Below are 13,476 nucleotides of genomic sequence, written 5' to 3'. Positions count from 1 at the left end.
TCTTCATCATATGCTAAATCATTATATTGTAGAAATCTAAAAACCCCTTTATTAGGGGTTTTTAGGTTTCTATAGGTCTGCATGTGTTTCTTGTTTATCTGTATCCCATTTTGGAAGTTGTTTTGCTTGTTGACTTTCAGTAAAATTATTAAATCCAAAAGCAAGTATGCATGTAAAGGTTAAAATAGCTAAACTAATCTTTTTCATTATCTTAGTGCCTCCTTAGTTAATAATTTTTGTTTTGCTTCGTAAGTTTTGAAAAAATATTTTTGAGATTTCTCTATTTTATTCACTTTATGAAATTCTACTGCTAATAATTCGTAATATTCTTGTACATAATCGTATAATTCTTTACTGTTAAAATATGTAGTGCCTGCAATGATTGCGTTTTCTAAGTCGTCTAGAATACCAGTGTGTTGTGTTTTTAAGATAGTGAAATGGTGTTTATATTCTTGATTATTTAATTCATTACAAATTTCTAAGCCTTTTTGAACCCAATCGTTTGCAAGTTCTTTTTCATTTAAACTAAAATGTTCTTTGGCTTGTAGAAAATTGGCTTTTAGGTGTTTAGGTAATTTGTTTGTAACTATTGTAAGATGTCTAATAGCAAGGGTTGATAGATTTTGAGAAGAGTAGAGCCAACCTAAGTTATTTCGAACTTTTAAGATTAGTGTGTCGTCTTTCAGTTTTTGTAAAATATTGATTGCTGAATTATAGTTCTCTTCGGCTTGCTCGAATTGTTTTAAATAAACAGAACATGAGCCTAAAATATTTTCGCATAGAGCTATTTTAATTTCATAACGTGGATATTTTGAGAAGATCTCTTTAGCTTGATTTGCATAATTGATTGCTGTAAGTGGTTTGTTTGTATGGTGATTAAATATAGCGAATTTATATTTATATTCAGCTTCTTCTAGTTCGCCTGGTACATGTTTTAAAAGGGATTCAGCTTTTTCGTATTCTTTTTTTGCTTCATCATAATTTCCAATAATGGTAGCATGTTCAGCTTTAAAAAAGTGATAATAATAAGTAATAAAGTCTTCAGTTATTGGATTGTCTAAACGCACAATTTGACTAAAAGTATCATACTTAATGTTTGTCCAATCGGTTAGGACCTTATATTTAAAGTTTAGTAGGGAGTAGTAAAGCGATAGATTTTGATCAGCTTCAATTTTATTAATCTGTTCCTCTATTTTTTCTTTTAATTGTTTCGCTTCAATTAACTGCTCCGCTACCATTACTTGATATAAAATGTTTAATTCGTTGACAATCTGTTCATGTTCTTTTAATAACACACTCATTATATATTCTCCCATCCGATAAAAGTATCCTAATTTAATTATTTCTATAATAGCAAAACAGAAGAAGTATAAGAATGATTTTACCATATTTTTCAACAAAATTCTGAAAAATCAATTAACTTCCATATAAATATTACAAATGCCTCTGGTAGTGGTGGGATGAATCTGACTCATGATACGTTAACATCAATGGGGGAGGGATAGTTTCACTTGTAAATATGTTTTTAGTAGGATTGTTCGGATTGGGTCCAACTGTTAAGTTTTTAACAAAAATTTCACTTTCTTATTTAATAAAAACAGGATAATCCGTATTTTATAAGAATCATCCTGTTTTTATTGATATATTAAAAAATCGGTGGAGTAACAGAAAATAAAACTACCGCATTTTTCTCAAAATGATTCACCCATTTATGCTTTAAATAAGCAGGTATTTTTACACTATCGCCAGTTTCTAATATGTATTCTTCCTCGTTTAAATATAATGTGATTTTCCCATCTAAGACAAATGCTAATTCTTCTCCTTTATGTTCTAGTACATTTTCTGATGAAGCTGTATTAGGCGGGATAGTCATAATTGCTGTTGCTAAATTTCCAGTAAAATCAGGTGAAAGCATTTCATATGATAAATTATCGATAATCATTTTCTTTCGTTTATGGGAACGTACAATTAAATCGTCTGTATTTGTTTCTTCCAGTAAAAAACTAAATGTTGGAACATCAAGAGCTTTAGCAAGTACTTTTAATGTTTGAATAGAAGGGTTAGCAGACCCGCGCTCAATTTGACTTAACATAGATGGTGTAATATCGGCCATCTTTGCTAGTTCTTTACTAGTTAAACCCTTTTCTTTTCTTTGTTTTTCAATCTTTTTACCAATATCTATATTTTCCATAATGAAAATCTCCTTAATGATTATTAAATTATATTTAAATAAATTAAACTAAAATTAATTTTTATGTTAAACTATATTAAAATTAATTTAATTATAATTTATTAAATCGCAAGCTACAAGGTGATGAGGAGGAAGAGGAATGAAGGAAATAGAGAAATTAAAAGAACAATATCCACTATTAAATAAGCTAATCGCAACGGAAGAAGTCTTTTGGATGAATCCGAATACGAAAAAGTATGAGACGGCAATAAAAGACTCGCCACTGAATGAAGGAAAGGTAAAAGACGCGGAAGAGAGATTAAAGCGTTTTGCACCATATATTGCGAAAGTTTTTCCTGAAACGAAAGAGACGAACGGCATAATTGAATCACCTTTAGTGAAAATACCTTCTATGAAAGAAGCTTTAGAGAAAAATTACGAGCAACCTATTTTAGGGGAATTATTATTAAAATGTGATAGTCATCTTCCGATATCAGGATCAATAAAAGCTAGGGGCGGCATTTATGAAGTATTGAAACATGCTGAACAACTAGCATTGCAGCATGGAATGTTAACAGAAGAAGATGATTATTCTATTTTAGATAGTGATACATGTAGGGAGTTTTTCGCGAAATATTCAATTGCGGTAGGTTCTACAGGTAATTTAGGATTGAGTATTGGGATTATGAGTGCAAAACTAGGTTTTAATGTCACTGTTCATATGTCAGCAGATGCGAAACAATGGAAAAAAGATTTATTAAGAAGTAAAGGTGTAAATGTTATTGAATATGAAGATGATTATAGTAAAGCTGTAGAAGAAGGAAGAAGGCAAGCTGATGCTGATCCTAGCTGTTATTTTGTAGATGATGAAAATTCACATGATTTATTTTTAGGATACGCAGTAGCGGCATCACGATTACAAAAGCAATTAGAAAAGTTAGAGATTGTAGTAGATGAAGAACATCCTCTATTCGTTTATTTACCATGTGGTGTCGGGGGCGGACCTGGCGGAGTAGCATTTGGTTTAAAGTTATTGTATAAAGACAACGTTCATTGTTTCTTTGCAGAGCCAACACATTCTCCATGTATGTTACTCGGCTTAATGACAGGCCTTCATGACAAAATTGCTGTTCAAGATATCGGAATTGATAATGTAACAGATGCGGATGGACTTGCGGTAGGAAGACCGTCTGGATTTGTTGGGAAAACGATGGAACCATTTTTAAGTGGAAATTATACAGTAAGCGATGAAGAGTTATATAGATTGTTAAAAGAACTGGCTGATACGGAGAATATTTATTTAGAGCCTTCTGCACTAGCAGGTATGATAGGGCCAGTGAAAGTATGTAAAGAAGATGAGTATTTACAAAAGCAACAGTTAACAGAGAAGGTGACAAAAGGTACTCATATTGTGTGGGGAACGGGTGGAAGTATGGTTCCACAAGATGTAATGAGTGATTATTATAAGAAAGGTTTAGAATTAACAATATAAGAAAAATGAGGCTAGTTGTAGCCTCATTTTTTTCATGTACATAAAAATCTTTGTTATTTTCATAATAGTTCTTTATAGTATATATAAAGGATAACTAATATTGAATAAATACAACAAAAAGCTTTATTTTACATAATAAGAGGATGTGTATACGATGTCATTACAGACTAAATATATAGCGGGTATTTCGCTTGGGGTTATGGGTGTCGGTTTTGCGGCTTCTATCCCTTTTCAAGGAACGGTAGCAGGGGAGATTATACAAGGGGGATTTGAAGCTGGATTGGTTGGTGGACTTGCGGATTGGTTCGCGGTTACAGCATTGTTCCGTCATCCGATGGGGATCCCAATTCCGCATACCGCATTGCTACCTAAAAATCGTAAACGGGTAACGAAAGGGCTTATTCATACGTTAGAAAATGAATGGCTGACGAAAGAAAGTATTACGAATAAAGTAAAAGAGATGCAGTTAGCACAAATGGTGCTGCAAATTGCTGAAAGAGAAATACAGTCTGATGCTGTGAAAAAAGGGATTGTAACGATTGCAGAGAAAGCGATTGTAACAATAGATACAGAAAAGCTAGCTGTTATTATTGAAAAAGAATTAAAAACATATTTACATACAATTAATACAAGTAACATTTTACAAGTGCTTGTTGATCAATTAGTTGTGCAAGAATATGATGAAAAGACACTTGATCACATATTAGTAAAAGTGAAAGATTGGACAGCGCAAGATGAAGCTCGTTACCAACTCGGAAGCTTAGGTATGAAGGCAATGGAAAATATAAAAGTAGATGGGTTCTTGCAGTTTACTTTGAAATCATTTATGAATATTGTAGATGAAGATAAAATTGGTGGCATTTTGCAGAAGTTTATCATTAGTAATATTAACAGCTTACAAGAGGCGGATAATAGCACAAGACAACTTATATTGGCGAAGATTCGTCAAGAAATTATAAATGTAAAAGAAAATGAAGCTTTATTACAGGAATTAGAAAATTGGAAAGAAAAGTGGATTGCGAATTGGAATGCTACTGACAAAATAAAAGAGATGCTGGAGCAAGTGCAACAAAGAGCAGTTACTTTTGTAAGAAATGAAGAATTTGCTGATAAATATGTTATTCCATTTTTACAAAAACAAATGAATCAAATAAAAGAAGACGAAATGACTGTTCAAAAAATAGAAGATTGGTTACAAAAACAAGTTGTGAATCTTGTTGAGAAGAACCATTCGAAAATCGGTAAGCTTGTACAAGAAAACCTGGATAAGTTAGATGATAAAACATTAATCGAAATGATTGAAAATAATGTCGGTAAAGATTTGCAGTGGATCCGTGTGAACGGTGCTGTGTGTGGATTTATGATTGGATTAATTTTAGAAGGAATTAAAGCGATTATATAAGAAAAACCTTCCACAATTGTGGAAGGTTTTTCTTATTTTTCGATAACGCTCATATTCAAATTATAAGCTTTCTCAATATTTAACTTGTACGTCCCATTTCCAGTTTTAATCGAATTTTTATACCAATGTTCTTGCTCGTTTAATTCTGGATGTTCTTCTGAAGAATTATTTTCTTTTTTCGTTAAATCTTCTACTTGCTCCCAAGGTGTGTTTCCGTGTGTTTCTCTTTGATTTGTTATTGCTGTTAAAGAAACATCACTTTCTTTAGCTAAATGAACAGATACACTTGAGTTGTTTTGTACAAACCAATTATTTTGTAATTGGCCAGGATAAAGAGATAGCTCGTTATTTGAAGCGCGAATTTCCACATTTTTATTTTGCGGAAGAACAAGCGTTGTTTTCACCTGTGGTGCTGAGTTAAATAACGTATGCTGAACAGGTAATGATTTTAAAGTGATGTACATCGTTTCTCCAGCCGTTTGAACCGAAAGGAAATCATCTCGTTTTAAATTGAGTTTTTCATTTGCTTTCGTCGTCATTTCATAAGTTCCCAAAAGATGAATTTGATTTGTATTATTTCCCTCTATCGTTAGAGGTTGATGTCCCGCATCTACTACGATTTTTTTGATAGATTCAGGTATATCAAATTGTCCGTCTGGAATATTACTCGTTTGCCTCGTTGTGTTAATAGAATGACGAACTTCTTCTAGTAATCCAGTTGATAATAAACAGTAAAAAGCAATTCCGACACTTCCTAAAACACCGATAAAGAAAATACTAAAAATATCATATTTAATAAATGATTGTTCCTTCTTAGAAAATAGAAGGTATAGTAAAACTTCAGCTCCAAGTATGATAAGTAAAACTGGCCACCATGCAGTTAATGTATCTAATACTTGAATTCCTTTTACGACTGAAAATAGTAAAAAGCATCCTAACGATATAATAGAAAGCCCCATTGAGAATGTTCCAACACGCCAAGTCCTCATTCGCTTGTCCCACCTTTGTTTTCTTTATTTCCAAGTAACAATTTAAAGCCGCCGCCAATTAAAAGGAGCGCAACGATAGATGTCTGGAAATAGCGATAATATAGTTCACTAAGATGAATATTAAATATAGTTACAAAATAATCATTCAAAATAGGAAGGACTGTTTGATTTAATAAATAATAACCACCGAGTGTAATTAATCCGATACCAATCCATCTTTGATGATTTATAAAATAATCGATAATGGGTTCGTCTTGTACTCGTTCTTTTCCGTATTTTGCTGTTTGCTGTAACGCATCAAAAAAGCTATAGAACCAAATGATTGGTACTAAAAATAAAAACGCAGAAAGTCTTAATAAGTCGAGTAAATAAATAGATAGTAAAAAGGCTGCCATAAGTTGAAGACCACGGCGTTGTAAACCTAAATACATATGACCTGCTCCAGGGAACATCGCTAAAATAGAAGCAAATGTTTTACTTTTCTTTCCTTGCTCTCGATGTTCTTCAAAATCTTCGAAAATAGTACGGTCAATTAATTGCTCGTCGCGTTCTTTTTTCTGTAGTTGCTGAACAACGTCAAAGAAATTATAAATCCATAAAACAGGTAACGTAATAAGAAAGATAAGGAAACTTCCTTGAGATGTTAATAATGTTACAAATATAATCATGCTGCCTAAGCCAGCGCAAGCGACTAAAAACGTAAGGCCGCGTTGCATAAGTCCTAATTGGAAATGGCCAAGTCCAGGGATGATGGATAGGAGAATGATATAAAATCGTTCGCTCTCTTTAGAAGAATTTATCAATTCTCCAGCTTCTTGTTTTTTCGTTTGTTTTATAATGGTGATAACTAAATCTAGTAAGTTAATTACCCATAGAACAGCTAGTAAAAATAGAGAAAGAAAAGCAATATCACGTCCTCTTACTACTATGGTACAAAATACTGCAAAGGAGAATAGAAATAAAGATCCTCCGCTATATAGAATAAACCGTCCTAGCTTTTTTAAGTATAAATGTCCAAGCCCAGGAATTAGCCCTAATACAAGTGCTAAAAAGGGGTTTTTATTCATGCTTTAAACCTCCGTCCTTTTTTGATGTATCTACCGATTTGTTTACAATTTGTTGTGAGATAGAAGACTCGTTATGTTTTGAAGATTTCTCGAAATTTGATGTCGCTGTAAAAATATATTGGAATAAACCACTTACCATAAAAATAATTGTAGCTGCAGTCGCAATTATGTAGTGAATAATTGTGCGTTTTAGTGAGTTTGTTTTTATATTTTCATTAGGTTGTAGCGTTTCAAAATTAATTTGCGTCATAACTTCGTTCGTAAATGAATCATCATTTATCATTGGAAGGTTTTCATGTTGTTCATCAATACTTTCCATATAAAGTGCTAAACAATGATCACATTCATAAAGGTGTTCTTCCATAGATTCACGTTCATTGTTTTCTATAAAATCTAATGTATAATTGCGCCAATCTTCTTTTGAATAATGCATCATAGAAACTCTTCCTCCTTCCAATGTTTTTTTATCCATTTTCTTGCCCGATACAGTTTCATTTCTACTGTTTTCACTTCGATGTTTTCTTGGAAAGCAATTTCTTGATAACTTTTTTCCTCTAAGTAATGCGCGAGAACAACGTCACGGTAATTTTCCGGAAGTTCTTTCAGTTTTTGAGCAATAAGTAATTTTTGCTCTTTCGTCAATAGTAAAGCTTCAATGTTATGAGAGGATTTTATATTTTCCTCTGTTTCTTTACATAAGGAGAGTTCTTCGTGTTCTCTAGCTTTCTTTCTCTTATAATCAATAGCGTGATTGGTGGCAATACGTGCCATCCACGTTTTTAATCCGCGAAATTGATAATTTGGGAGAGAGGTATGAATTTTTACGAATACTTCTTGTGTAACATCTTTAGCATCTTCTTCATGTCTTAAAATAGAAAAGATAACTTGAAAAATATAATGACGATATGTTTGTACAAGGATACGAAAAGCATGCTCGCTTCCTTGCTGTGCTTTTTCAATTAATTGTTTTTCCTCAATCGGTCTCTCCCTCCTTTTTGACGCATTCTATTATATAGACGTAAAGAATGATAAGTCACCCTACACATTTTATAAAAAAAGAATAATATATTTTTTGCAGGAGAGCTAGATGAAAAAAGGTGTGAAAAAATGGTAAAGAGAAGTATATAATGAGCAAGTAGGAAATGTTACGGGAAGAAAGGATGTGAATGTTAGTAGGGGATGGTCCATACTAACAAACATGAAAATTAAAATATTAATAGCAGATGATAACTCTTTTATTAGAGAAGGCATGAAAATTATTTTAAATACATATGAAGAGTTTGAAGTTGTAGATACAGTAAATGATGGGAAAGAAGCAGTGGAGTATTGTAAAAAGAACGACGTTGATATCGCTCTATTAGATGTTCGTATGCCAAATATGAACGGGGTAGAGGCGACGAAATTCATTTGTGAAGAGACGAAAACAAAACCGCTTATTTTAACGACGTTTGATGATGATGAATATATTTTGGATGCAGTAAAAAACGGAGCGAAAGGTTATTTATTAAAAAATAACGATCCGGAGCGGATTCGTGATGCGATAAAAGGAGTATATAACGGTCAAACTGTTATGCAAGATGTTGTCCTCGATAAAATTAAGTCTAATTTAATGGAAAGTAAAGGGGAAGAATGTAAAATTGATAAGAGCCTTTTCACAGAAAGGGAGCTTAGTATTATCGCATTAATTGCAAAAGGTTTCTCAAATAAAGAAATTTCGAAACAGCTTTTTATATCTGAAGGAACAATCGCAAATTATATTACATCAGTTTTAGGGAAAACTGGACTTGAACATCGCACACAAATTGCGATTTATTACTTAACAGGGAAAGTAGATTAATGATATGGAAATTTGGTTAACTGTAAGTAAATTAATTGTCTTTTTATATATTGTGTTTAGTTATATTTACGCAAATGTAGCAAATTTACCGTGGGTTATATTTACTTTACTTATTTACCTCTCTGTAAATGTAATGATTTCTATATTTAAAAAAGATACGTATAAAAAAATATTAATCTGTATGTCAATTGGTGTAGTTATGTTATTTACATGGAGGGTTCATCCATTTTTTATGTTGTTTTTACCGTTGAATTCATACGAAATTACATTCTATTACATAGAAAAGAATTGGCCACGCTTTGTCATTATGATGCTCCCAATTACGATTGCAGATGAAAGTATTCGAATGACTTATGGATTAATTGCTGCATTTTCTTTACTCGTTTTAACTATTGCAGATCGATATATATCGCGTGTAGTAAAGCTTGAATCGCAAAATGATAAGATGCGAAAAGATATGCAACGACTTACGAAAAGCTTACATGAAAATAAAGAGTACATAAGACAATCTGAATACACATTTAAGTTAGAAGAGAGAAATCGGTTATCACAAGAAATTCATGATAAAATTGGCCACTCGATGACGGGTGCACTAATTCAAATGGAAGCAGCAAAGAGATTAATGGGGATAGATAAAGAAAAATCTGCGGAGTTATTACAAAATGCAATTCATATTTCAAAAGATGGAATTGAAAGTATTCGCATTACATTAAAAAATATGAAGCCACCAACTGAGCAAATTGGCATTCACCGCATGAAATTATTCATAGAGGAATTTGCCGGTAAGAATGATGTGAATATTCCTTTCGTGTACAAAGGGAACCTAGATATGATTTCTCCCATTCAGTGGAAAATTATCGGTGAGAATGTTACAGAAGCACTAACAAATGCAATGAAATATGCTGATGCGACAGTTATTTCTATAGATATTCATGTGCTTAACAAGATGGTTAAGGTGCAAGTGAAGGATAACGGAAACGGGGTAGCTCTTGTTAAAAAAGGTCTCGGTATTATGGGGATGGAGGAGCGAACGGCGTCTGTAAACGGAAAAATTATTGTAGATGGGACAAGTGGTTTTTCAGTAACGATGTTGTTGCCAATATAAAGAGAATGGTACGAGGATGAACCATCTCATATGAAAAAAGTGAATATTCTCATGTGAAAAGAATGAACTTCTGCACTGAGCAGGTTCATTCTTTTTGTTTATACTAAAAGCAGAGAAACCGAAATAGGGGTGAAAATGATGAATACATTAGAAATTAAAAATTTAACGAAAAAATTTGGTGATTTCATCGCAGTTGATAATATGTCTTTATCTATTAAAGAAGGAGAAATATTTGGCTTTTTAGGATCAAATGGTGCTGGTAAGAGTACAACGATAAATATGATTGCTGGTTTGTTAAGAAGTAATGAAGGTGAAATTAGCATACTAGGAAAAAATATAAAGAAACATAATCGATTTGCGAAAATGAACATCGGCATTGTTCCGCAAGATATTGCGATTTATGAAGAGTTAACTGCCTATGAAAATGTGAAATTCTTTGCTGGATTGTACGGATTACGAGGAGCCGAATTAAAAGCTAGGGTAGAGGAAGCTCTTCAATTTGTAGGACTTAGTGATAAACAGAAAAGCTATCCGAAGAACTTTTCTGGTGGGATGAAGCGAAGACTGAATATCGCTTGTGCAATTGCTCATAGACCGAAGTTAATTATTATGGATGAGCCGACAGTTGGAATTGATCCGCAGTCAAGAAACTACATTTTGCAGTCAGTACGTAAATTGAATGAAATGGGAAGTACAATTATTTATACGAGTCACTACATGGAAGAGGTAGAAGAGATTTGTACGAAAATAGCAATAGTAGATCACGGTAAAGTAATTGCAGAAGGAACGAAAGAACAGTTAAAAGCGATTATTACTGATACGAAAGATATTTGGATTGAAGTGAAGTCAGTAGAAAATTTAGATGTAGAAAAGTTAAAAGAGATCAACGGTGTGAAAGCAGTTCAAATTGAAGAAAACGTAATTAAAGTGAATTCTGATGCGGGATTAAATAATTTAAATAAAATCATTCAACACTGTATCAATCATGATATTGAAATTCGTTCATTAGAGGAGCAGGCTCCCAACTTAGAAACAGTATTCCTTACATTGACGGGAAGAAACTTACGAGATAAATAAAAAGTAAATGAAGAAAAGGTAAAGGGAGGTTCATCAATTGAACATCTTCAATATTGCAATTATGCATATTAAAAGAGATTTCAGAGACGTAAGAACTTTAGTTTTTATGTTAGCATTTCCGATTGTACTTATGCTTGTGTTAGGAACAGCGTTAAGTAATGCATTTAATAGCGATAGTCAATCGATTAAGGATATACAAGTGCTATATAAAGATGAAGCGAGTAGCACGTTTTCTCAATCATTTGAAGCATTTACGAAAGAAGTGGATAAATCAGGTATTCATTTTAAAAAAGCTTCCAGCAGTATAGATGGGAAAGAAGAAGTGAAGCAAAATAAATATGCTGCTTATGTAGAGTTAAATAAAGATGGTGCAAAATTTTATGGAAGTGACAAAAGTAGTATTGAGGGAAGTATTGTGGAAGGAATGCTTACAACATTTGTTGATAAGTACAATGTAGCGGTCGAAGTTGCAAAAGTAGATCCTACTAAGGTGAACACAGTTATTTCAAACGGAAATCATAATGATTATATAAAAGAAACATCCTTACAAGCTGCGAAAAAACCCGGTTCTATGGATTACTATGCGGTTGTAATGACAACGATGATTGCACTATATGCTGCGATGGGGGCGAGTTCTTTAATTCGAGGAGAACGAATACGTAAAACAGGAGATCGTCTCATTGCTGCACCTATAAGTAAAGCTGAAATATTCATTGGAAAAGTACTTGGTAGCCTAGTAGCAAATGCCCTGTGCATATTACTCGTCATGTTATTTAGTAAATTTGTTTTTCAAGCGAATTGGGGCGACCATCTTGGAATCATATTTCTTATTTTATTAACACAAGTTTTTCTAGCAATTAGCTTCGGTTTAGGAATCGGATATATTACGAAAACAGCTGAAGCGTCTAGGGCAATTATTATGGTTGTTGTGCAATTAGCTTCTATTTTTGGTGGTGCATATTTCGTAGTAGAAGAAAATTTCGTTACGAATTTATCACCATTAACGTGGGCAAATACAGCTGTTATGAAAATTATTTATGCGAATGATGTAGGGGCAGCGCTACCAGTCATTTCTTTAAACCTTGGAATATCAGCACTCTTTTTATTAATTGCGATTATTGCATTACGTAGACGGGAGGGGCTATAGTATGAAGGATATTTTATGGCTCATACAAAAAACGTTATCTGTGCTTTTGAAAAATAAAAAAAGTTTACTCATTATAATTAGCTTGCCGATAATAGGGACGCTCATTTCCTTCTCGATATACGGAAATGCAGGGCAAGGAACGTTAAATATTGGGATTGTAAATAAAGAAAATGAGCCGATAGCAAATGATACGATAAAGTTTTTAGAAGGATTAAATCATGTGAATGTGAGTAAGGTTAAGGAGTCTGAAGTAGAAGATAAACTCACTTCCAAAAAACTTGATGGAGTTATTACGTTAGATTCTGGGTTTTCAAAAAGTGTTCGAGAAGGGAAACCAGATCATATTGAAATTTCATCGATTAAAGGTGATCAAGTAACAGGATTTATAAAAACATATTTATATAATTATATTGATAATATAGCAGCTATTAGTAAAGTAGCAGGAACAGATCAAAGTATATTTGATAATATGTACGCAGGATATCAAAAAGGTTCATTTAAAATGAAAACTGAGACGCTAGAAGATACTTCGAAAAATAAAGATATGACAAATCAAACGATGGGTTACCTTATTATGTTTATGCTGTTTTCAGCAGCGAACTTATCAGGTTATATTTTAAAAGAAAAAGAAAATAGAACGTATTTTAGACTCTTATCAACGCCGATAGATGGGAAGAAATTTATATTATCTAATGTCGGGGTAAATATGATAATACTAACAGTACAAATTTTGATTACAATCCTATTCCTAACGAATGTTTTTCATACGAATATCAATATGCCTTTCATAGTGATGATGGGCGTACTAATGCTATTTGCATTAATAGCAATTGGAATATCATTAGTCCTTGTAGCTTTTTCGAAAAACTCAGCATCGGCAAATGCGATGCAAAACATGATTATTGTACCAACATGTTTGCTCGCTGGATGTTATTTCCCGTACGACATTATGCCAAAAGCAGTACAAAAAGTAGCTGATTTTCTTCCGCAGAGATGGTTGTTAGATACAGTATCAAAACTACAACAAGGAATACCGTTCTCGGAGTTGTATTTAAACATTTTAATCTTATTCGCCTTTGCGGTAGCATTCTTCTTAATTGCGATTTATAAGTTTGGAAGAAATAATGATGCGAGGAATTTTGTTTAATGTGAAAAGGTGTGGCTTAATGCCATACCTTTTTTGTTTGTAA

General features: G+C 32.8%; 14 protein-coding genes. 7 read left to right on the top strand and 7 right to left on the bottom strand.

What is annotated here, in order from left to right; all coding sequences use genetic code 11:
- Positions 1-69: 69 nt before the first annotated feature.
- From RT27_RS35280 to RT27_RS18130, 3 genes are all read right to left on the bottom strand, one after another.
- On the bottom strand, positions 70-207 hold the full coding sequence (locus RT27_RS35280) for a hypothetical protein (protein WP_000724012.1): 138 nt from the start codon (positions 205-207) through the stop codon (positions 70-72).
- A complete protein-coding gene (locus RT27_RS18135; RefSeq protein WP_043936887.1) occupies positions 207-1,301 on the bottom strand; it encodes a tetratricopeptide repeat protein in 1,095 nt (364 codons plus the stop codon). Before RT27_RS18135 ends, RT27_RS35280 begins: the two co-directional genes overlap by 1 nt.
- Positions 1,302-1,645: 344 nt before the next feature.
- Positions 1,646-2,191 (bottom strand): XRE family transcriptional regulator, encoded by a 546-nt coding sequence (locus RT27_RS18130; protein ID WP_016082121.1) that lies wholly within the window; start codon positions 2,189-2,191, stop codon positions 1,646-1,648.
- A 139-nt stretch (positions 2,192-2,330) separates the two neighbouring features.
- On the opposite strand from RT27_RS18130, the gene RT27_RS18125 reads away from it, so the two are divergent.
- Positions 2,331-3,662: a D-serine ammonia-lyase gene (locus tag RT27_RS18125; protein WP_043936885.1), complete on the top strand. Its 1,332-nt coding sequence runs from the start codon at positions 2,331-2,333 to the stop codon at positions 3,660-3,662.
- Positions 3,663-3,816: 154 nt separating this feature from the next.
- On the top strand, positions 3,817-5,064 hold the full coding sequence (locus tag RT27_RS18120) for a DUF445 domain-containing protein (RefSeq protein ID WP_043936884.1): 1,248 nt from the start codon (positions 3,817-3,819) through the stop codon (positions 5,062-5,064).
- A gap of 32 nt (positions 5,065-5,096) precedes the next feature.
- On the opposite strand, the gene exsE is transcribed toward RT27_RS18120, so the two are convergent.
- Genes exsE through RT27_RS18100 form a run of 4 tightly spaced genes read right to left on the bottom strand, consistent with a single transcriptional unit; the run spans position 5,097 to position 8,041 of the window.
- Positions 5,097-6,053 carry an exosporium protein ExsE gene (exsE, locus tag RT27_RS18115; RefSeq protein WP_043936883.1) on the bottom strand — a complete coding sequence of 319 codons (957 nt, stop codon included), beginning with the start codon at positions 6,051-6,053 and terminating at the stop codon, positions 5,097-5,099.
- On the bottom strand, positions 6,050-7,120 hold the full coding sequence (locus RT27_RS18110; protein ID WP_016082117.1) for a hypothetical protein: 1,071 nt from the start codon (positions 7,118-7,120) through the stop codon (positions 6,050-6,052). Before RT27_RS18110 ends, exsE begins: the two co-directional genes overlap by 4 nt.
- Positions 7,113-7,556: a hypothetical protein gene (locus RT27_RS18105; protein WP_016082116.1), complete on the bottom strand. Its 444-nt coding sequence runs from the start codon at positions 7,554-7,556 to the stop codon at positions 7,113-7,115. Before RT27_RS18105 ends, RT27_RS18110 begins: the two co-directional genes overlap by 8 nt.
- Complete coding sequence (locus RT27_RS18100; RefSeq protein ID WP_082044832.1) at positions 7,553-8,041, bottom strand: RNA polymerase sigma factor; 489 nt, start codon at positions 8,039-8,041, stop codon at positions 7,553-7,555. Before RT27_RS18100 ends, RT27_RS18105 begins: the two co-directional genes overlap by 4 nt.
- Positions 8,042-8,318: 277 nt before the next feature.
- Between RT27_RS18100 and RT27_RS18095 the strand changes: the two genes are divergently transcribed.
- From RT27_RS18095 to RT27_RS18075, 5 genes are all read left to right on the top strand, one after another.
- Positions 8,319-8,957 (top strand): response regulator transcription factor, encoded by a 639-nt coding sequence (locus RT27_RS18095; RefSeq protein WP_029441951.1) that lies wholly within the window; start codon positions 8,319-8,321, stop codon positions 8,955-8,957.
- A gap of 4 nt (positions 8,958-8,961) precedes the next feature.
- Positions 8,962-10,062, top strand: coding sequence for a histidine kinase (locus tag RT27_RS18090; RefSeq protein WP_043936880.1), 1,101 nt, complete (start codon positions 8,962-8,964; stop codon positions 10,060-10,062).
- A gap of 138 nt (positions 10,063-10,200) precedes the next feature.
- Complete coding sequence (locus RT27_RS18085) at positions 10,201-11,139, top strand: ATP-binding cassette domain-containing protein (RefSeq protein WP_001093818.1); 939 nt, start codon at positions 10,201-10,203, stop codon at positions 11,137-11,139.
- 37 nt (positions 11,140-11,176) lie between these two features.
- Positions 11,177-12,286 (top strand): ABC transporter permease, encoded by a 1,110-nt coding sequence (locus tag RT27_RS18080; RefSeq protein ID WP_043936878.1) that lies wholly within the window; start codon positions 11,177-11,179, stop codon positions 12,284-12,286.
- A 1-nt stretch (position 12,287) separates the two neighbouring features.
- Positions 12,288-13,433: an ABC transporter permease gene (locus RT27_RS18075; RefSeq protein ID WP_043936876.1), complete on the top strand. Its 1,146-nt coding sequence runs from the start codon at positions 12,288-12,290 to the stop codon at positions 13,431-13,433.
- Positions 13,434-13,476: the final 43 nt, after the last annotated feature.

The sequence above is a fragment of the Bacillus sp. L_1B0_5 genome, assembly GCF_000836715.1.
GTDB classification, from domain to species: Bacteria; Bacillota; Bacilli; order Bacillales; family Bacillaceae_G; genus Bacillus_A; species Bacillus_A thuringiensis_S.
The sequence above is the reverse complement of the archived record's forward strand: the minus strand, read 5'-3'. Positions and strand labels throughout refer to the sequence as shown.